Here is an 18,617-nt window from a genome sequence, read left to right on the forward strand (position 1 = left end):
TAGCCGTTAAACAAGTGAGCAGGCTGCCGCAACCGGCGCGGCAGCCTGGCGTTTTAGCGACGAACGGCGATCGCTTCGATTTCGATTTTCACATCTTTCGGCAGACGCGCCACTTCTACGCAGGAGCGGGCCGGGAAAGGCGCGCCGTGTTCGCTGAAGAAGGCTTCATAGGCGGCGTTAACGGTAGCGAAGTCATTGAGATCTTTCACGAACACGGTGGTTTTCACGATATCGCTGACCTTCAGTCCGGCCGCTTCCACGATGGCCTGAACGTTTTCCAGCGACTGACGCGCCTGCGCCGCGACGTCATCAGCGACCGCGCCGGTTTTGGGATCGACCGGAATCTGGCCAGAGGTGATGATCATGCTGCCCAGATCAACGCCCTGAACGTACGGACCAATGGCGGCTGGGGCTTTTTCCGTGCTGATTTCGCGTGACATAAATTCTCCTGATTAGTGGCATGTTGCGAGGCGGGCGGCCTGCCCGCCGTATCGCCCCCATTATAGGGAGACGAAAAGTGATTACCAGTTCGCCAGCACCACCTGATGAGCGAACTCTTTCTCGCAGTATTTACACTTCAGTAGCACCGACTCGGCGCGTTTTCTTACCTGAAAGCTGGAGCAGACCGGCTCGCTGCGGCTGATGCAGTTGCTGTTAGGGCAGGTCAGCACACGCTCAATGCGATCCGGCAGCGTCGGCACGATTTTAGCGACCACGTTGTAATCATCGATGCGGTTAACGGTGGCGTGCGGCGCATAGACCGCCAGCTGGTTGATCTGATCGTCGGTTAAAAAGGTGTTCTCGATCTTGATGAGATCTTTCCGGCCCAGCGCGCCGGAAGGCAGGTTAAGCCCGATAGTGATGCGCTGATCGGTTTCCGTCAGGCGGAACAGCGTCAGCAGCTTAAAACCGATCTGCGCCGGGATATGATCGATCACCGTACCGCGCTTGATCGCTTCAACCTGGAGTTTATCTTGCATCATCTTCTCTTCTCCTTACAGAACCGGATCGCTGTTCAGCACCAGCGCCAGCAGCGCCTGACGTGCGTAAATGCCGTTGCCGGCCTGCTGGAAATACCAGGCGTGCGGCGTTTTATCCACATCGGTGGCGATCTCATCCACGCGCGGCAGCGGGTGCAGCACTTTCATATTGTCGCGCGCGCCCTGCAAACCGGCGGCGCGCAACACGAACTGGGCTTTGACGTTGGCGTATTCGGAAGGATCGAGACGCTCTTTCTGCACGCGCGTCATATAGAGGATATCCACCTGCGGCACCACCTCTTCGATACTGCCGTGACGGCTCCATGGAATATTCCGCTCATCCAGCATATCGGTGATGTAGGCGGGCATCGCCAGCGCTTCCGGGGCGATAAAGAAGAAGCGGTTGCCCTCGAACTTCGCCAGCGCCTGAGTCAGCGAGTGAACGGTGCGGCCATATTTCAGGTCGCCGACCATCGCCACGTTGAGGTTGCTGAGACGGCTTTGCGTTTCCTGAATAGTGAACAGGTCGAGCAGCGTCTGCGTCGGATGCTGGTTGGCGCCGTCGCCGGCGTTCAGCACCGGAATGCTGCCGGAAAATTCGGTGGCGAGGCGGGCCGCGCCCTCCTGCGGATGGCGCATCACAATGGCGTCGACGTAGGTGCTGATAACGGAAATGGTGTCGGCCAGCGTTTCGCCCTTTTTGCCCAGCGAGGTATTGCTGCTGTCGGAGAAGCCGACCACCGCCGCGCCCAGGCGCTGAATGGCGGTTTCAAAAGAGAGGCGCGTGCGCGTCGAGGCTTCAAAAAAGCAGCTGGCGATCACTTTATGCTTCAGCAGCTCCGGCTGTGGATTCGCTTTCAGGCTGGCCGCCGCGTGCAGCACCAGCTCCAGCTCTTCGCGGCTGAGATCGTTAATCGAAATAATATGCTTGTGATACAGCGGATTCATGCGTCGCTCTCCTTCAGGCGTGCCGGATTAAGGACGAAAAAAAAGCCCCTGCAATGAGGGGCTTTTACGATCGGTCGCTGACGGAAGGAAACAGGCGCCGCGCCTGCGTTCAGGCGTGATTGAGCGATGCTTATCGTGGTGCTCAGCGGCATAGGTCCTCCCGGCAAATTGTCGGGCATTATACGCAATCAGCTTTCTGCTTCAAGCAAAAATCGCGTAGAGGTTAACCGTTTGCGTTACGCTGTCGGCGCGGGTTTCGTCAGCGTGGCGACCATCACCGCTTTGATAGTGTGCAGCCGGTTTTCCGCCTGATCGAAGACAATACTGTGCGCCGATTCGAATACCTCGTCGCTCACTTCCATGCCGCCGTGCAGGTCATACTGTTCCGCCATCTGTTTGCCGAGCGTGGTCTGATCGTCATGGAAGGCGGGCAGGCAGTGCAGGAACTTCACCTGCGGATTGCCGGTAAGCCGCAGCATCGCCATATTCACCTGATAGTCGTGCAGCAGGGCGATGCGCTCCTGCCAGCGCTCTTTCGCCTCGCCCATCGATACCCAAACGTCGGTATAGATAAAGTCCGCCTGCTGCACGCCTTCGGCGATATCCGCCGTCAGGGTGATTTTGCCGCCGTTCTGGCTGGCGACGTTTCGGCACTCCTCAACCAGATCCGCTTCCGGCCAGCAGCTTTGCGGCGCCACCAGACGCAGGTCGAAACCCATCAGCGCGGCGGCCTCCATCAGGCTGTTGCCCATATTGTTGCGCGCGTCGCCAACATAGGCCAGCGTCATGGCGCGCAGCGATTTTTGCGGCAGATGCTCCTGCATGGTCAACAGGTCGGCCAGCAGCTGCGTCGGATGAAACTCATCGGTCAGGCCGTTCCAGACCGGTACGCCAGCGTGCTGCGCCAGGGTTTCCACTACCGCCTGGCCGTGGCCGCGATACTGAATGCCGTCATACATGCGGCCCAGCACGCGCGCGGTATCTTTAATTGACTCTTTATGGCCGATCTGGCTGCCGCTGGGGCCAAGATAAGTCACCCGCGCGCCCTGATCGTAGGCGGCAACTTCGAAAGAGCATCGGGTGCGGGTCGATTCTTTTTCGAAGATGAGCGCGATATTCTTGCCCTGTAGCTGCGGAATCTCCTCGCCATTTTTTTTCGCGATTTTTAATTCAGCGGCGAGCGCCAACAGCGCGTTGATTTCAGCAGGGGTAAAGTCGAGCAGCCTGAGGAAATGACGTTGGTAAAAGTGGCTCATACAGCGCTCCTTGTTCTGTAACAAATGAATTAAAATTCAATCTAACCGTATGAATATGCATTTTCAACCCTGAGTGCAATAAACTTTTGCTTTTGTGTAGTGGCGCGGAGTGCAGTGTGGGAAAATAATCACATTGTTTGCCACACACTGAGGAACCCATCATGGCATATGAAGAATTACTGGAAGAGCAGCGCGAAGAGACCCGAGCGATTATCGAAGAGCTGCTGGAAGACGGTAGCGACCCTGATGCGCTCTACACCATTGAGCATCACCTCTCCAGCGACAGCTTCGACGCGCTGGAAAAAGCGGCGGTCGATGCGTTCAAGCTGGGCTATGAGGTCACCGACCCGGAAGAGCTGGAGCTGGAAGATGGCTCAACCGTGATGTGCGTGGATATCCTGAGCGAACTGGCGCTGAACCCTGAACTGATTGACGCCCAGGTTGAGCAGCTGGTTATTCTGGCCGGCAAACATAATGTGGATTACGACGGCTGGGGCACCTATTTTGAAGATCCCGATGCGGAAGACGAAGATGAAGAAGGCGAGGGTGACTACCTCGATGACGACGACAACGGCGTTCGTCACTGATCTTCCGCCGTCTGACCATTGATCCGGCGCGTCGCTGTTGTTCGGCGCGCCCTTTAACCGTAGCTATGCCATGAATTACGCCGATCTTCTTGCCCCTGTTCATCAATTTCTGCACTGCCGCACGCCGCAATCCTGGATCGAGGAGGCGCGCAAACCTGAGAACCTGACGCTGCTGCTGACCGACCATCTGGTTTGTGAACTCAAAGCGGCCCAGACCGCCGTCTGGCTGATCCGTAAATATGTGGCCGATAAGCCGAGCGGCGACGCCATCCTGGCCTGGCTCCAGCCCTATGAAGCTTTTATCTTTCGCGAAGATCCCGACAGCGGCTTTATCGAGGCGCATAAAAACCTGTCGAAGCGCATTATCGCGCGCAACGATATCCCCTGGGGCGACGAGCTGCTGGATAAAATGGTGCTGCTGATTAAAGAAGAGCTGCACCATTTCTATCAGGTTTGGGAAATCATGCAGGCACGCGGCATTCTCTATCAGAAAATCACTGCCAGCCGCTATGCCAAAGGGCTAATGCGCGAAATCACCACGCACGAGCCGGAAACGCTGGTGGATAAGCTGATCTGCGGCGCCTACATTGAAGCGCGCTCCTGCGAACGTTTCGCCAGCCTGGCGCCGTTTCTTGATGAGGAACTGGCGAAGTTTTACGTCTCGCTGCTGCGTTCCGAAGCGCGTCACTATCAGGACTATCTGGCGCTGGCGGCGCGCATCGCGCCCTTTGACATCAGCGAGCGCGTACAGCAAATCGGCGCGGCGGAAGCGCGCCTGATTCAGGCGCCGGACAGCGAGCTGCGTTTTCACAGCGGCGTGCCGGACTGGACGAATCAGTAAACCATTCGCTCCCGGAGGAAAACGGCTGGGAGCGAAGCCGCTATCAGCAGAACTGTAACCGACCGAAAAAACACCAGTACCAGAACGCCAGTAATAATATGGAGAGCAGCATCAGATAAAGTGCGCGATGTTTGCGGCACAGGCTGAACCAAAGAAGCGGCAATATCATCAGTAGCGTCAAAGGCGCGGTAAAATCACGGCTGTCATCGACGACCAGATACTGCATAGCATCACATACCGTGTTTATTCCCTCGTCGCCAATATATTGCTCTTCTTTGAAGTAAGAGAGATATGCGATGTTAAAAAAGCAAAAGCCGCTGTAAAGCAGGGCTAAGCAAAGTTTCTTCCAGTTCATTTTCCCTGCCCCAGTATTCTTTTTAGCGTTTCTTTTTTTCTACAATACGTCTGCCATAAGACTCCAACTTCAGCAATCGCTACGCCAGCTAATAATATGGCTGGAATTTTTTCCTCCTGCGCTATTTTTATTACCCTGCTTTTGTTATATACCAGCCAGGCGGCTTTATATGCCCACAAATAATTTTCCCCAGTAAGAAAACGTCGGTTATTAGGCAAAAACCAAAACCGCATGAAATCTACCCCGTTCCAGTGAGGGAAACCTTCCTCATCAACTTTACAAAACATATTCATAGCGCCTCCCTGGCATAATGCATACGTGCTAACTTTCACTGACTGTTTACTGTTAGGTCAATAATCGTTCTATCCACGCGCCGACAATAAAAAAGGCGCTTACAGCGCCTTCAGCATTCTGACCTCGCAGTCGACGTGGCCGGTACAGCCCAGCGGCCCGTCGATATGTTCAAAGCCGAGCTTCTCATACAGCCGAATCGCCTGCGTCAGGCTGGCGGTGGTTTCCAGATAGCAGCGCTTAAAGCCGCGTTCGCGGGCGAAATCGAACGCCTGCTGCGCCAGCTGCCATGCCACGCCCCGGCCGCGCAGCTGCGGCAGAAAATACATCTTTTGCAGCTCACAAATATCCGGCGCGCTGCATTGCAACGGCGCAATTCCGCCGCCTCCTGCTACCTTGCCGTCCAGCTCGATAATCCAGTAGGCGCTGTTTGTTTCGCTGTAAAGCTCAAACAGATGATCCAGGTTCGGATCGGAAACGGTATAGCCTTTATCGGCGGTCAGGCCGAATTCCGCCGAAACGTGACGGATAACCTGGGCGATATGCGGATTATCCGCCAGCGTGATGGGGCGAATGCGTAGCGAAGTGTCGGAAGCGATAGTCATCGTCTGGCTCGGAATAAGAAAATCAAAAAGAGTGTAATAACATCGCTCGCCGGGTGATGCAATGGCTGCGGCGTTGAGAAAATTTCAGTCTGGCGCAGGGAGAAAAGGGGATATCGCAAAAACCGTAGCATCCTGCTCACCCTGACGCCGGTAAAGCACGGCGCATAAAAAAACACCCCGGCGGCGTAAGCCGTCAGGGTGAGTAGAAAGGCGGAATAAACCGTAACGAAGCGCGACGCCACGGTTGCTTCCAGCCTTACAGCGCGGCGATCACGCCCTGCTGTTCGATCAGTTTGGCTTTGCCCTGTTCCAGCTCCGCCATACGGTCGCGTTCTTTTGCTACTACCGCTCCTGGCGCGCGCGCGACGAAGGATTCGTTGCCCAGACGAGACTGAATTTTCTCCATCTCGGCTTCGACTTTCGCCAGCTCTTTCGCCAGACGATCCAGCTCCGCCTCTTTATCCACCAGACCCGCCATCGGGATCAACAGCTCGGCGCCGTCCACCAGTTTGGTGACGGAAAGTGGGCCTTTATCGCCCTGCGGCAGCAGCGTGATATCGCTAAGACGCGCCATCGCCTGCAGGAAGGTGCGGTTATCGGTCACGCGACGCTGGGCATCGGCGCTGGCGCCGCGCAGCAGCAGCTCCAGCGGTTTGCCCGGAGAGATGTTCATCTCGGCGCGAATATTACGCACCGCCACGATCGCCTGCTTCAGCCATTCGGTATCGGCCAGTGCCGCATCGTCCGTTTTCGTCGCGTCATACGACGGGAACGGTTGCAGCATGATGGTATCGTCGCTGATGTTTTTCAGCACTTTCACGCGCTGCCAGATGGTCTCGGTAATGAACGGAATGATCGGATGCGCCAGACGCAGCAGCGCCTCCAGCACCGTCACCAGCGTATGGCGCGTGCCGCGCAGCTCCGCCTCGGAACCGTTGTGCATTACCGGCTTGGTCAGCTCCAGATACCAGTCGCAGAACTGATTCCAGGTGAACTCGTACAGAATGTTGGCGGCGATATCGAAGCGATAGCTGTCCAGCGCCTCGCGGTACGCCTTCACCGTGTTGTTGAACTCGGCCAGAATCCAGCGATCCGCCAGCGACAGCGTCATTTCGCCGCCGTTCTGTCCGCAATCCTGATCTTCGGTGTTCATCAGCACAAAGCGGCTGGCGTTCCACAGCTTGTTGCAGAAGTTGCGGTAGCCTTCCAGACGCTTCATATCCCAGTTGATATCGCGGCCGGTAGAGGCGAGCGCCGCCAGGGTAAAGCGCAGCGCGTCGGTGCCCGCCGGCTCGATGCCGTTCGGGAACTGCTTCTCGGTGCGCTTGCGGATTTTCTCCGCCAGCTGCGGCTGCATCATGTTGCCGGTGCGTTTTTCCAGCAGCGCTTCAAGCGTAATGCCGTCCACCATATCCAGCGGATCGATGACGTTGCCTTTCGATTTCGACATCTTCTGGCCTTCTTCATCGCGGATCAAACCGGTCATATAGACGGTTTTAAACGGCACCTGCGGCTTGCCGTTTTCATCCTTCATGAAGTGCATGGTCAGCATGATCATGCGCGCGATCCAGAAGAAGATGATGTCGAAGCCGCTTACCAGCACGCTGGTCGGGTGGAAGGTGCGCAGCGCTTCGGTGTTTTCCGGCCAGCCCAGGGTAGAGAAGGTCCAGAGACCAGAGGAGAACCAGGTGTCCAGCACATCTTCATCCTGACGCAGCGCGATGCTGGCGTCGATCTGGTTTTCCGCGCGCACTTCTTCTTCGCTGCGGCCAACATAGACGTTGCCTTCTTCGTCATACCAGGCGGGAATGCGGTGACCCCACCACAGCTGACGGGAGATACACCAGTCCTGAATATCGCGCATCCAGGAGAAGTACATGTTTTCATACTGCTTCGGCACAAACTGAATGTCGCCGTTTTCTACCGCTTCCACCGCAACTTTCGCCAGCGGCGCGGTGCGCACGTACCATTGGTCAGTCAGCATCGGCTCGATAACGACGCCGCCGCGATCGCCGTAAGGCACGGTCAGATCGTGGGCTTTCACTTCTTCCAGCAGGCCCAGCTCGTCCACGGCGGCGACGATCGCTTTACGCGCGGCGAAACGTTCCATATTGCGGAACGCTTCCGGCAGCGTGGCGTCGTAGACGTCGGACGCTTCGCCGTTAGTGTCGTAAACCTGCGCGCTTTCACGGATATCGCCGTCAAAGGTCAGGATATTGATCATCGGCAGCTTATGACGACGACCAACTTCATAGTCGTTAAAGTCGTGCGCCGGGGTGATCTTCACACAGCCGGTACCTTTTTCCATATCGGCATGTTCGTCGCCCACGATCGGAATACGACGGTTCACCAGCGGCAGCATAACGAATTTGCCGATCAGATCTTTATAACGCGGATCTTCCGGGTTGACCGCCACACCGGTATCGCCCAGCAGGGTTTCCGGGCGAGTGGTGGCCACGACCAGGTAATCTTTGCCGTCAGCGGTTTTCGCGCCGTCGGCCAGCGGGTAGCGGATATGCCACATGGACCCTTTGGTTTCGCGGTTTTCCACTTCCAGATCGGAGATGGCGGTGCGCAGTTTCGGGTCCCAGTTGACCAGGCGTTTGCCGCGGTAGATCAGGTTTTCTTTATGCAGGCGAACAAAGACCTCTTTAACGGCGTTAGAGAGACCCTCATCCATGGTAAAGCGCTCGCGCTCCCAGTCGACGGAGTTGCCGAGACGGCGCATCTGGCGGGTAATGGTGCCACCAGACTCCGCTTTCCACTGCCACACTTTGTCGATAAAGGCGTCGCGACCATAATCCTGGCGTGTTTTGCCTTCTTCAGCGGCGATCTTACGCTCTACGACCATCTGAGTCGCGATACCGGCGTGGTCGGTGCCCACCTGCCACAGCGTGTTCTTACCCTGCATGCGCTGGTAACGCACCATGGTGTCCATAATGGTTTGCTGAAAGGCGTGACCCATATGCAAGCTACCGGTAACGTTCGGCGGCGGGATCATGATGCAGAAGCTTTCCTGGCTGGCATCGCCATTCGGTTTGAAGTAGCCCTGCTTTTCCCAATGCTCGTAAAGCGGCTGTTCGATCTCTTGCGGATTATATGTCTTTTCCATTTCTGCTATGTCGTTTGCGGCTGTGGCGGGGTTGCCGTATTCAAGTGGAAGCCGACGCTGCGATACGCTTTATAACGGTCGCGCGCCTGCTGTTTCAAAGATTCTTCGTAAGGGACAAAGTCTATCACTTCATGGAAAGCGGTGGCAAAATCTGCAAACTGCGGCAGCAGGCTGATCAGCAGATCGCGCGGCGCGTTGCCGCGGCGCTGCGGCCAGGCGAGCTCTACCGGTGCGCCATATTTCGGCCCTTCGCCAGCCAGATTGTGCGGCACAAAGGCGTTGGCCGGACGCTGCCACAGGGCTTCATCCAGTCGGATGGCCTGCTGCTCATCTTCACAAGCGATCAGCACGCGCTTGCCTTCACGCCAGCGCATTTCCGCTAAATCGCACACCAGCGCCTCGACGGCGCTCAATCCTTCCGTCTGCGCATCGGTTTCCAGAAGATAGAAGGTGGCCTTTTTCATCATTTATGCCTGTCGGCGTCGGACGTTGATGTCAGACGCGGAGTTAATGCCTGATTCGTGTTCTAACGTTTGACGCGGCGTACCGGTAAAACGCGGCGGCCTGCGTCGTTTCCGAAAGCGCAAACCGGCTACGCCGCTTAAGTTTTGGCGGCGTAGCCGTCAGCGTTATAACAGCTTAGTCGTCGCCGTTCATTCCGGCGCGGTTCAGCAGGAACTGAGAGAGCAGGGCGACCGGACGGCCGGTGGCGCCTTTGGCCTTACCGGAACGCCAGGCGGTGCCGGCGATATCCAGGTGCGCCCAGTTATATTTACGGGCGAAGCGCGCCAGGAAGCAGGCCGCGGTAATCGCGCCGCCGGGACGGCCGCCGATATTCGCCATATCGGCGAAGTTGGATTCCAGCTGTTCCTGATATTCGTCAGCCATCGGCAGACGCCAGGCGCGGTCGCCCGCCTGCTCGGAAGCGCCGATCAGCTCGTGCGCCAGCGGATTATGGTTCGACAGCAGGCCGCTGATATGGTGGCCCAGCGCGATCACGCAGGCGCCGGTCAGTGTGGCGACGTCAATCACCACTTCAGGATCGAAGCGTTCAACGTAGGTCAGCGCGTCGCACAGCACCAGACGTCCTTCCGCATCGGTGTTCAGCACTTCCACCGTCTGGCCTGACATGGTGGTCAGCACGTCGCCCGGACGGAACGCGCGACCGCCCGGCATGTTTTCACAGCCCGCCAGCACGCCCACCACGTTCAGCGGCAGGTTCAGCTCCGCCACCATACGCATGACGCCATAGACGGACGCGGCGCCGCACATATCATATTTCATCTCATCCATGCCTTCAGCCGGCTTGATGGAGATGCCGCCGGAGTCGAAGGTCAGCCCTTTGCCCACCAGCACAATCGGTTTCGCTTCCGGGTCGGGGCTGCCTTTATAGTCGATCACCGACATCAGCGATTCGTTCTGCGAGCCCTGGCCCACCGCCAGATAGGCGTTCATGCCCAGCTCTTTCATCTGCTGTTCGCCGATGACGCGGGTGGTGATGTTCTTGCTGTAGGCGTCGGCCAGCTGGCGCGCCTGTGAAGCGAGATAGGCGGCGTTGCAGATGTTCGGCGGCATGTTGCCCAGATCTTTCGCCGCTTTTACGCCGGCGGCGATCGCCAGTCCGTGCTGGATCGCGCGCTCACCGCTGGTCAGTTCGCGGCGCGTCGGCACGTTGAATACCATTTTGCGCAACGGACGACGCGGTTCGACTTTATTGCTTTTCAGCTGGTCGAAGCAGTAAAGGGTCTCTTTCGCCGTCTCTACCGCCTGACGCACTTTCCAGTAGGTGTTGCGTCCTTTCACGTGCAGTTCAGTCAGGAAGCAGACCGCTTCCATCGAGCCGGTGTCGTTCAGCGTATTGATCGTTTTCTGAATCACCTGCTTATACTGACGTTCATCCAGCTCGCGTTCTTTACCGCAGCCAATGAGCAAAATACGCTCGGAAAGAATATTCGGCACATGATGCAGCAGCAGCGTCTGGCCTACTTTACCTTCCAGCTCGCCGCGGCGCAGCAGGGCGCTGATATAGCCGTCGCTGATTTTATCCAGCTGCTCGGCGATCGGCGACAGACGGCGCGGTTCGAAGACGCCCACAACGATACAGGCACTACGCTGTTTCTCCGGGCTACCGCTTTTTACACTGAACTCCATGCACTCTCCTGAATCTTAAAGACAACGGCGCTGGCTGCGGCTAGAATGTACCGCTTCGTAACGCTTACGCCGTTGCGTACGACGTTTCTGATAAAAAAGGACGTCAGTTTGTGTTTCAGTGACATTGTTATTTTTTACGTCACCTGAACGCTTGTGTCATACACTAGATCTATGACAACGGCCATTGATGATGAAAAATGGCGAATAAGCGTTGAAACTATCGATTTTCCAGCAAAAAGACAAGTTTTCACAGGCATACGAAGCGTGATTATCATTAGATATCTGGTTCGGGAAACGCTCAAAAGCCAGCTGGCAATACTCTTTATCCTGCTGTTGATCTTCTTCTGTCAGAAGCTAGTCAGGATCCTGGGCGCTGCCGTCGATGGTGAGATCCCGACAAACTTAGTTCTTACCCTGTTGGGGCTCGGCGTGCCGGAAATGGCGCAGCTTATCCTGCCTCTCAGTCTGTTTCTGGCCATTTTGATGACGCTGGGGCGGCTCTACACCGAAAGTGAAATTACGGTGATGCACGCCTGCGGCCTCAGCAAGGCGGTGCTGGTCAAAGCGGCGATGTTCCTGATGCTGCTGACCGCGGCGGCGGCGGCGGTCAACGTCGTCTGGCTCAGCCCCTGGTCGTCGCGCTATCAAAGCGAAGTGACGCAGAACGCCAAGGCCAACCCCGGCGCCGCGGCGCTGGCGGCCGGGCAGTTCCAGCAGTCGAGCGACGGCAACAGCGTGCTGTTTATAGAAGACGTGAAGGGCAATCAGTTTGGCCACGTTTTCCTTGCGCAGCTGCGTCCGAAAGGCAACGCGCGTCCATCGGTGGTGATGGCGGACAGCGGCCATATGGAGCAGCGGCCGGACGGCTCGCAGGTGGTGACGCTGGACAAAGGCACGCGCTTTGAAGGCACCGCGCTGCTGCGCGACTTCCGCATTACCGACTTCACTAACTATCAGGCGATCGTCGGTTATAAATCCGCGACGCTCGATCCTGACGACGCGGAGCAGGCGGCGTTCGTTAACCTGTTCGGCAATCCGTCGCCGGGTTTCCGTTCTGAGCTGCACTGGCGCCTGACGCTGATCTTCTCGGTGCTGGTGATGGCGTTGATGGTGGTGCCGCTGAGCGTGGTGAACCCGCGCCAGGGCCGTGTGTTGTCGATGCTGCCGGCGATGCTGCTTTATCTCATCTTCTTCCTGTTGCAAAGCTCGCTGAAATCAAACGCCTCGAAAGGGCGGCTCGATCCGGCGATCTGGATGTGGGTGGTGAACCTGAGCTATCTGGCGCTGGCGATTGGGCTGAACCTGTGGGATACGGTGCCGATGCGGCGCCTGCGCGCCCGCTTTACGCGTGGAGGCTCAGTCTGATGTTTGGCGTACTCGACCGCTATATCGGTAAAACTATCTTTAATACCATCATGCTGACGCTGTTTATGCTGGTTTCCCTTTCCGGCATTATCAAGTTCGTCGATCAGCTGCGTAAAACCGGACAGGGCGCCTATACCGCGCTGGATGCAGGCTACTACACGCTGCTGAGCGTGCCGAAAGATATCGAAATCTTCTTCCCGATGGCGGCGCTGCTTGGCGCGCTGTTGGGGCTCGGCACGCTGGCGCAGCGCAGTGAACTGGTGGTGATGCAGGCGTCCGGCTTCACCCGCTTGCAGATTGCGCTCTCGGTGATGAAAACCGCGATTCCGCTGGTACTGCTGACCATGGCGATCGGCGAATTCGTCGCCCCGCAGGGCGAGCAGATGGCGCGTAACTTCCGCGCGCAGCAGCTACTCGGCGGTTCGCTGCTCTCCACGCAGACCGGCCTGTGGGCGAAAGACGGCAATAACTTCATCTATATCGAACGCATCAAGGGCGACAACCAGCTGGACGGCGTCAGCATCTACAACTTCAACGATGAACGTCGTCTGAAGAGCGTACGCTACGCGGCCACTGCGACGTGGGATAAAGAGACGCGTCGCTGGAAACTGGGGCAGGTGGATGAATCAGACCTCAATAATCCGCAGCAGATTAGCGGCAAGCAGAGCCTCAACGGCGAATGGAAAACTACCCTGACGCCGGACAAGCTTGGCGTCGTGGCGCTCGATCCCGACGCGTTGTCGATTCGTGGTCTCTATAACTACGCCAAATATCTGACGCAGAGCGGCCAGGAAGCGGGACGCTACCGCCTCAATATGTGGGGCAAAATTTTTCAGCCATTATCGGTCGCCGTGATGATGCTGATGGCGCTCTCCTTTATCTTCGGTCCGCTGCGCAGCGTATCGATGGGCGTGCGCGTCGTTACCGGTATTAGCTTCGGCTTTCTGTTCTACGTGCTGGATCAGATCTTTGGCCCGCTCAGCCTGGTGTATGGATTGCCGCCGATAATGGGCGCCATTCTCCCCAGCGCGGCTTTCTTCGCCATCAGCGTCTGGATGCTGATGAAGCGTCGTTAATCCTCTGGCGCGGCACGCTGCTGCCGCGCCAGCTTATCTTCCCCTTTATTTTTACCTTCCCGCGATAGCGAACGCCTTATGGCCCTGACAGGATAAATGTAAATTTGGGCGCTTCACTGCCTTCTGCCGCTACGTTTATTAAATCCTGATTATTTAGAGTCAGTTATTACGCCGCGCGTTTTTATCCCAACCAGGATACATATAGAAGTTAATTTTTTGTTAATGAAAATGGCAGCAAACAGGGCCATTTAATCATTCATTGTCAGGCCAATTTATATTTCTTAACAATTTGCCCTGGTCGATTATTTCATAATTCACCGTTTGGTCTATGCTTTATAACTATTACGGTAAGTTATCGGTAAACAACCAGATAATGAACGCAAACTCTGACACGGCGCTATTCGCGGAGGAAAAGTAATGGATAAGAAAATTGCGCCGCAACAGGACGAAGCGGAACAGCATGAAATCATTCCGTTGGCAGAGGAGCAGGCGGAGGTTACCACCACTCGCGTAGTGGACCGCCGCATCCGTATTCACCGCTCTACCACGACGGCTGAGAAGCTGCTGGAGACGGAACTCTGGCATGAAGAGGTAGAGATAAAACATATCGAAAAAAATGAAACGCTTGAGGAAGGTTATTTTCCCCAGGTGCGACAGGAAGGCGATGTGTTAGTTGTGCCGGTAATTGAAGAGCAGGTAGAAATTATTCGGCGCCATATATTAAAGGAAGAAGTTCATATTCATAAGCTGAAAAAGAATGAGCAATTTCAGCAAAAAGTTACATTACGTAGCCAGGAGATAGAGATCAGCAAGGAAGATAATTAACCGTAAACCTAAGCACGAGGAGACTATTATGGCACATGAAAAAATCGTTACTGCTTTTAATCAAATACAGCAGGCGGAAGTCGCTAAAGAGAAACTGATTGCCGAAGGTATCGCGGAAAATCATATTGATATTATTTCAGGTGAAAGATTACGCGTAGAAGGTAAAGAGATCCGTCACCCAAGCTTCTGGCAGCGCCTGTTCGGCGATGACGTAGATGACGACTACGCAACCGAGTACAACAAAGCCATTCAGGGCGGCGGCGTACTGCTGACAGTCCGTGCGCGCAAAGAAGATGCGGATCGTATTGAAACGCTGTTGGATCAATACTCCACCGACTATACCGCTTCTTATAACCGCGGCGCCTCGACCACTGACCGTGAATTCCTGGGCGAAACCGATGATGTTTCTGGTCGCACCACTTCAGCTGGTTTCAACGCTGGCGCTAAAGGCGTAACAGGCGATACTGACCCGACGGCGGGCGTACCGGGCACGCTGGATCACGACAGCGGTAAATCTACGGTGGGCAAAACAGGCGCAACCGATCTGCTGACCGGCAAGGATAGCACCACCGGCGTAACCGGTGCTTCAACCACCGGCGTAACTGGCACCACCGCAGCAGGCGTAACGGGCGCAGCCCTGACGGGCAGTGAAAACCATGAAGCGCTGAAGCTGGCGGAAGAACAGGTTGATATTGGCAAACGTCAGGTCAGCGATGGCGTGGTGCGTCTGCGTCGTTATACCGTTGAAGACGAAGTGGCTGAAGACGTTTCGCTGTTTGAACAGCATGCTGACGTATTCCGCACTGCGGTTGACGAGCCCGCTTATCTGAGCGACGTCGACTGGTCTGAAAAAACCATCGAAGTGGAAGAATCCCATGAAGTGCCGACGGTAAGCAAAACAGCGCGCATTAAAGAAGAGGTTGGCGTACGCAACGAAACGTCTGAGCGCGTAGAAACGGTGAAAGATACCGTACGTCGTCAGGAAGTTGAAGTGGAACAGACCGGCGGCACCGGCCTTGAAAAAGATCGCCTGACCGGCGTCGGCTCAACTACCGGAACCACGGCTGGCACGACCGGAACCACAGCAGGCACGACCGGAACCACAGCTGGCACGACCGGAACCACGCCTGGCGCGACCGGAACCACCACCGGCGTTACTGGCGCGACAGGCGTCACCGGCACTACGACCACCGGCTTTGAGAAAGACAGCCTGACCGGCAGCGACCTGGATAAAGATCCGCTGACCGGCGTTAAGAAGTAATCATGCCCTTAGCCCGCGCTGAGCCATTGCCACAGCGCGGGCAGCTGCGTTATTCCCCACAGCAGCAGTCCGATACAGCCTCCCACCAGCGTGCCGTTAATCCGTATAAACTGTAAATCTTTACCGATATTCAGCTCGATCTGCTGCGACATCTCGCGTGCGTCCCAGCTTTTCACCGTGTCGCTGATATGTCGGGTAAGAAAGGCGGCGAACTCCGGCGCCACCGTCTGCGCCGCCTGTTCCATATGCTGATTCAGCGATGCGCGCAGCGCGCCGTCAGTTACCAGCGTTTCGCCCAGCCACAGGCCCGCTTCGGTAACACGCTGGCCGATGCGTGAATCTTCTGCGTTCAGATCGGCCTTCAGCCAGCTTCGCAGGTCGCCCCACAGCTCGCCGATATAGCGGTTAAGCGCCTCGTCTTCTTTCAAATAGCCTTTAATCGTTTCCGCGCGCTCCGCCATATCGGGATCGTTCTTCAGGCGCGTAATCAGTTTTTCCACGGCGCGGTTAAAGCCCAGACGAAGCTCATGGCCCTGATCCTGGCTGACATCGTCCAGCAGCGAATTTACCGCACTGGAGACCAGCTCGGCGCTGTGCTCGCCCAGCCATTCGGTCGGCAGCACCCTGGCCTTAATCGGATGTTCGCGTTTCAGCCAGCGCACAATCTGCATGGCGATAAACTCACGCGTGCTCTCCTTATTAAGCAGACGCAGCAGTTGTTCAATCGCCGCATCGAGCAGCGCCTGATGGCGATTATTTTTGGTCAGGCTTTCCAGCAGCAGGGCGCTGGACTGGGTTAAATCGACCTTATCGATCGCCTTATGCACCGCGCGGCGGATAAAACCCTGGATGCGCGCGTCGTCGGTAAAGTCGAGAAAGCCGCGCATCAGTTGCAGCAGATGTTGCCCTACCCGCTGTGCATTGTCCGGGGCGCTCAGCCAGTTACCGATCAGCTGCGCAGGATCGTGACGGCGTATCAGCGCCAGCAGTGACTCGGTGCCTAAAAACTTCTCCTGAACAAAACGGCCGAGATTTTCGCCGATGCGATCTTTATTGCGGGGAATAATGGCGGTATGGCGGGAAATAAAGGGCACCGGCACACGACGAAACAGGGCTACGACGGCAAACCAGTCGGCCAGCGCCCCCACCATGGCGGCTTCCGCGATCGCTTTTACGCCGCTGACCCAAAGCCGGGGTGGCAAAAACAGTGTGGTAATAAAGGTAGCTGCGGCAATCAGCAGCAGTGAAAGCGCCAGGCGCTTAGCTCGCTTGAGTTCGTTTATTTTCTCCATGCTACCAGCATAGCGTAGCGCGTTAAGAAAATCGTGCGCCTTTCGTCGCGAGCATCGGCTTTGAAATCCGTTTCAGCCAAAGGCGATCCACAGCGCAAGTAAGGTAGCCAGCAGAAGCAGCCACAGCGCCAGCAACAGCCTGGTGCCGCCTTTCTTCCGCTGCGGCGCATTGGTTTTGTCTGTTGCCGTTGCATCCGACACTAACGCTATCAGCGCCTTATCTTCGCTTTCTTCTACCCGCGCAGAAAGGGTAATGCCTTTTTTCGGTACGGTAATAATGATGTTTTCATCGATACCGGCGCGCTTTAAAGTTTTTCGTAAGATAGAGATGTTTTGATAAAGCGTATTAACTGTTACTTCCATCCCATGTTTCCGCCAAACCTCGTTCATAAACTCATCCTGCTTAATAATATCTCCTCTGCGCTCAATCAGTAATGCCAGACAGCGGCTTGCTGGCTGATTAATTTTCATATCTTTTTCCGGGTAAAATTTACTTGAGGTTAAAGTATGATTTACCGGATCGAAGATAACATTATTATTAATGCAGTAGAACATGATTAATTCCTCGGAGGTATTATCCATAAGTAACAACATGCAACTGGCGAATAGCGGCTCACGCTAGCATAACGACATTACCCATTCAAACGCTGCCAGGAAATAGATGTGTTAAAAAAGATACAAGATCTCAATTAGAATGCTTTTTGATTTTTTTGATTTTTAATTATGTAATGTTTCACTTTTGATTTATTGATTTTAATCACTTTTAACGACTCCTGAGGCATGGAAATTAAATAATTTATTCTGATGTTATGAACTTTTATTTTCTTTTTGTGAACTTTTAATTTTTCACTTTTACTTCCCCGGTTTTGTTGTCATTTTACTTTCGGCAAAGCGATTTTGGCGTGGTTATCAGCTGTCTCTATTATATAAGCGCCTGTATCTTACATAATCGAGTAATAACCTGACGTAATTATTCTTTGCTTCTGTTGCTCTGTGTAGTTTCCGTGCGATTGCGTCTTAACACTTTTTAAAGACGTTTTTTACTGCCCGGGAATAGAGCCGTGTCCTTACCTTTTCAGGACATTGAAATATTAATCTGACACTTTATTAAGGGGTATATATGAAAGGCTTTAAACTAACTCTGGGTATGGCACTGCTATTTTCCTCCGCTGCGGCGATGGCCTTTGACGGCACCGTTAATTTCAACGGTGAGATCATTGATAACACCTGTACCGTGGCGCTGGGAAATGGCAGCAATAGCCTGGTCGTGCCGATGGGCTCTGTTAACAAAAGCAGCTTTACCGGCAGAGGCTCTATCGCGTCTACCACGCAGTTTGTGCTGACCATGACCGAATGTCCGTCAGTCAATGCGCGCGTGAAATTTGATGGCCAGGCTTATGATGGTGATGATACCGTGCTGCAGCTGATGGGTGGCCCAGGCGTAGCGACCGGTGTCGGCATTCAGCTCTATGATCAGAATATGGAGGTGCTGCCGCTGTTCACGCCGTCTTCTGTCTATGCATTGCAAGAGGGTGAGCCTAACGATCTGAAATTCTATGCAAGCTATATCGCTATGTCTAACAGCGTAACGGCTGGTGCGGCGAATTCCGTAGCAAACTTTACCGTCACCTATAATTAATTAACGTGGCAATGGGCCGGTTCGCTGGCCCAT

General features: G+C 55.3%; 19 protein-coding genes. 7 read left to right on the plus strand and 12 right to left on the minus strand.

All coding sequences use genetic code 11. The annotated features are described in order from the left end of the window. Positions 1–53: 53 nt before the first annotated feature. The 4 genes from ridA to argF all read right to left on the minus strand — a co-directional run bounded on the left by ridA (position 54) and on the right by argF (position 3,184). Positions 54–440, minus strand: coding sequence for a 2-iminobutanoate/2-iminopropanoate deaminase (ridA, locus tag C2E16_RS02930; RefSeq protein WP_038628713.1), 387 nt, complete (start codon positions 438–440; stop codon positions 54–56). 81 nt (positions 441–521) lie between these two features. Beyond that, complete coding sequence (gene pyrI, locus C2E16_RS02935) at positions 522–983, minus strand: aspartate carbamoyltransferase regulatory subunit (RefSeq protein WP_038628711.1); 462 nt, start codon at positions 981–983, stop codon at positions 522–524. A 12-nt stretch (positions 984–995) separates the two neighbouring features. Continuing rightward, positions 996–1,928: an aspartate carbamoyltransferase gene (gene pyrB / locus C2E16_RS02940; RefSeq protein ID WP_038628708.1), complete on the minus strand. Its 933-nt coding sequence runs from the start codon at positions 1,926–1,928 to the stop codon at positions 996–998. 236 nt (positions 1,929–2,164) lie between these two features. Further along, positions 2,165–3,184: an ornithine carbamoyltransferase gene (argF, locus tag C2E16_RS02945; protein ID WP_038628706.1), complete on the minus strand. Its 1,020-nt coding sequence runs from the start codon at positions 3,182–3,184 to the stop codon at positions 2,165–2,167. A gap of 161 nt (positions 3,185–3,345) precedes the next feature. Here argF and rraB point away from each other — a divergent pair, with 161 nt between their 5' ends. Together rraB and miaE are read left to right on the plus strand one after the other, a co-directional pair. Continuing rightward, positions 3,346–3,771, plus strand: coding sequence for a ribonuclease E inhibitor RraB (gene rraB, locus C2E16_RS02950; RefSeq protein ID WP_038628704.1), 426 nt, complete (start codon positions 3,346–3,348; stop codon positions 3,769–3,771). Positions 3,772–3,841: 70 nt separating this feature from the next. Beyond that, positions 3,842–4,612 (plus strand): tRNA isopentenyl-2-thiomethyl-A-37 hydroxylase MiaE, encoded by a 771-nt coding sequence (gene miaE, locus C2E16_RS02955; protein ID WP_038630158.1) that lies wholly within the window; start codon positions 3,842–3,844, stop codon positions 4,610–4,612. A 43-nt stretch (positions 4,613–4,655) separates the two neighbouring features. Here miaE and C2E16_RS02960 read toward each other — a convergent pair whose 3' ends face one another. From C2E16_RS02960 to pepA, 6 genes are all read right to left on the minus strand, one after another. Further along, positions 4,656–4,967, minus strand: coding sequence for a DUF2645 family protein (locus C2E16_RS02960; RefSeq protein ID WP_084969934.1), 312 nt, complete (start codon positions 4,965–4,967; stop codon positions 4,656–4,658). Next, complete coding sequence (locus C2E16_RS02965; RefSeq protein ID WP_052133967.1) at positions 4,964–5,260, minus strand: hypothetical protein; 297 nt, start codon at positions 5,258–5,260, stop codon at positions 4,964–4,966. Before C2E16_RS02965 ends, C2E16_RS02960 begins: the two co-directional genes overlap by 4 nt. Before the next feature lie 99 nt (positions 5,261–5,359). Continuing rightward, the gene (locus C2E16_RS02970) at positions 5,360–5,863 is read right to left on the minus strand and encodes a GNAT family N-acetyltransferase (protein WP_038628699.1); all 504 of its coding nucleotides are present in this window, start codon (positions 5,861–5,863) and stop codon (positions 5,360–5,362) included. Positions 5,864–6,119: 256 nt separating this feature from the next. Further along, positions 6,120–8,975 carry a valine--tRNA ligase gene (locus tag C2E16_RS02975; RefSeq protein WP_084969933.1) on the minus strand — a complete coding sequence of 952 codons (2,856 nt, stop codon included), beginning with the start codon at positions 8,973–8,975 and terminating at the stop codon, positions 6,120–6,122. 5 nt (positions 8,976–8,980) lie between these two features. Beyond that, positions 8,981–9,439: a DNA polymerase III subunit chi gene (locus tag C2E16_RS02980; RefSeq protein WP_038628695.1), complete on the minus strand. Its 459-nt coding sequence runs from the start codon at positions 9,437–9,439 to the stop codon at positions 8,981–8,983. Between the two features lie 175 nt (positions 9,440–9,614). Continuing rightward, positions 9,615–11,126: a leucyl aminopeptidase gene (pepA, locus tag C2E16_RS02985; protein WP_084969932.1), complete on the minus strand. Its 1,512-nt coding sequence runs from the start codon at positions 11,124–11,126 to the stop codon at positions 9,615–9,617. Positions 11,127–11,390: 264 nt separating this feature from the next. Between pepA and lptF the strand changes: the two genes are divergently transcribed. The 4 genes from lptF (at position 11,391) to C2E16_RS21295 (ending at position 15,653) form a co-directional block, all read left to right on the plus strand. Then, complete coding sequence (gene lptF / locus C2E16_RS02990; RefSeq protein ID WP_084969931.1) at positions 11,391–12,491, plus strand: LPS export ABC transporter permease LptF; 1,101 nt, start codon at positions 11,391–11,393, stop codon at positions 12,489–12,491. Then, positions 12,491–13,567, plus strand: a complete 1,077-nt coding sequence (gene lptG, locus C2E16_RS02995) for an LPS export ABC transporter permease LptG (protein WP_038628689.1) — start codon at positions 12,491–12,493, stop codon at positions 13,565–13,567. Before lptF ends, lptG begins: the two co-directional genes overlap by 1 nt. Before the next feature lie 417 nt (positions 13,568–13,984). Further along, on the plus strand, positions 13,985–14,392 hold the full coding sequence (locus C2E16_RS03000; RefSeq protein WP_084969930.1) for a DUF2382 domain-containing protein: 408 nt from the start codon (positions 13,985–13,987) through the stop codon (positions 14,390–14,392). 28 nt (positions 14,393–14,420) lie between these two features. Beyond that, the gene (locus tag C2E16_RS21295) at positions 14,421–15,653 is read left to right on the plus strand and encodes a YsnF/AvaK domain-containing protein (RefSeq protein ID WP_280173646.1); all 1,233 of its coding nucleotides are present in this window, start codon (positions 14,421–14,423) and stop codon (positions 15,651–15,653) included. Positions 15,654–15,661: 8 nt separating this feature from the next. On the opposite strand, the gene C2E16_RS03010 is transcribed toward C2E16_RS21295, so the two are convergent. Beyond that, entirely contained in the window at positions 15,662–16,945 is a 1,284-nt protein-coding gene (locus C2E16_RS03010; RefSeq protein WP_038628687.1) for a DUF445 domain-containing protein, read from the minus strand. 72 nt (positions 16,946–17,017) lie between these two features. Further along, entirely contained in the window at positions 17,018–17,500 is a 483-nt protein-coding gene (locus C2E16_RS03015) for a winged helix-turn-helix domain-containing protein (RefSeq protein ID WP_167401651.1), read from the minus strand. 565 nt (positions 17,501–18,065) lie between these two features. Between C2E16_RS03015 and C2E16_RS03020 the strand changes: the two genes are divergently transcribed. Then, positions 18,066–18,584: a fimbrial protein gene (locus C2E16_RS03020; RefSeq protein WP_052133963.1), complete on the plus strand. Its 519-nt coding sequence runs from the start codon at positions 18,066–18,068 to the stop codon at positions 18,582–18,584. The last annotated feature ends 33 nt before the right edge of the window (positions 18,585–18,617 follow it).

Source organism: Mixta calida, assembly GCF_002953215.1.
Taxonomy (GTDB): domain Bacteria; phylum Pseudomonadota; class Gammaproteobacteria; order Enterobacterales; family Enterobacteriaceae; genus Mixta; species Mixta calida.

What these genes read in the sequence shown, in the direction of transcription:
- ridA (WP_038628713.1), bottom strand. Translation starts at nt 440, where the DNA reads ATGTCACGCGAAATCAGCACGGAAAAAGCCCCAGCCGCCATTGGTCCG.
- pyrI (WP_038628711.1), bottom strand. Translation starts at nt 983, where the DNA reads ATGATGCAAGATAAACTCCAGGTTGAAGCGATCAAGCGCGGTACGGTG.
- pyrB (WP_038628708.1), bottom strand. Translation starts at nt 1,928, where the DNA reads ATGAATCCGCTGTATCACAAGCATATTATTTCGATTAACGATCTCAGC.
- argF (WP_038628706.1), bottom strand. Translation starts at nt 3,184, where the DNA reads ATGAGCCACTTTTACCAACGTCATTTCCTCAGGCTGCTCGACTTTACC.
- rraB (WP_038628704.1), top strand. Translation starts at nt 3,346, where the DNA reads ATGGCATATGAAGAATTACTGGAAGAGCAGCGCGAAGAGACCCGAGCG.
- miaE (WP_038630158.1), top strand. Translation starts at nt 3,842, where the DNA reads ATGAATTACGCCGATCTTCTTGCCCCTGTTCATCAATTTCTGCACTGC.
- C2E16_RS02960 (WP_084969934.1), bottom strand. Translation starts at nt 4,967, where the DNA reads ATGAACTGGAAGAAACTTTGCTTAGCCCTGCTTTACAGCGGCTTTTGC.
- C2E16_RS02965 (WP_052133967.1), bottom strand. Translation starts at nt 5,260, where the DNA reads ATGAATATGTTTTGTAAAGTTGATGAGGAAGGTTTCCCTCACTGGAAC.
- C2E16_RS02970 (WP_038628699.1), bottom strand. Translation starts at nt 5,863, where the DNA reads ATGACTATCGCTTCCGACACTTCGCTACGCATTCGCCCCATCACGCTG.
- C2E16_RS02975 (WP_084969933.1), bottom strand. Translation starts at nt 8,975, where the DNA reads ATGGAAAAGACATATAATCCGCAAGAGATCGAACAGCCGCTTTACGAG.
- C2E16_RS02980 (WP_038628695.1), bottom strand. Translation starts at nt 9,439, where the DNA reads ATGAAAAAGGCCACCTTCTATCTTCTGGAAACCGATGCGCAGACGGAA.
- pepA (WP_084969932.1), bottom strand. Translation starts at nt 11,126, where the DNA reads ATGGAGTTCAGTGTAAAAAGCGGTAGCCCGGAGAAACAGCGTAGTGCC.
- lptG (WP_038628689.1), top strand. Translation starts at nt 12,491, where the DNA reads ATGTTTGGCGTACTCGACCGCTATATCGGTAAAACTATCTTTAATACC.
- C2E16_RS03000 (WP_084969930.1), top strand. Translation starts at nt 13,985, where the DNA reads ATGGATAAGAAAATTGCGCCGCAACAGGACGAAGCGGAACAGCATGAA.
- C2E16_RS21295 (WP_280173646.1), top strand. Translation starts at nt 14,421, where the DNA reads ATGGCACATGAAAAAATCGTTACTGCTTTTAATCAAATACAGCAGGCG.
- C2E16_RS03010 (WP_038628687.1), bottom strand. Translation starts at nt 16,945, where the DNA reads ATGGAGAAAATAAACGAACTCAAGCGAGCTAAGCGCCTGGCGCTTTCA.
- C2E16_RS03015 (WP_167401651.1), bottom strand. Translation starts at nt 17,500, where the DNA reads ATGTTCTACTGCATTAATAATAATGTTATCTTCGATCCGGTAAATCAT.
- C2E16_RS03020 (WP_052133963.1), top strand. Translation starts at nt 18,066, where the DNA reads ATGAAAGGCTTTAAACTAACTCTGGGTATGGCACTGCTATTTTCCTCC.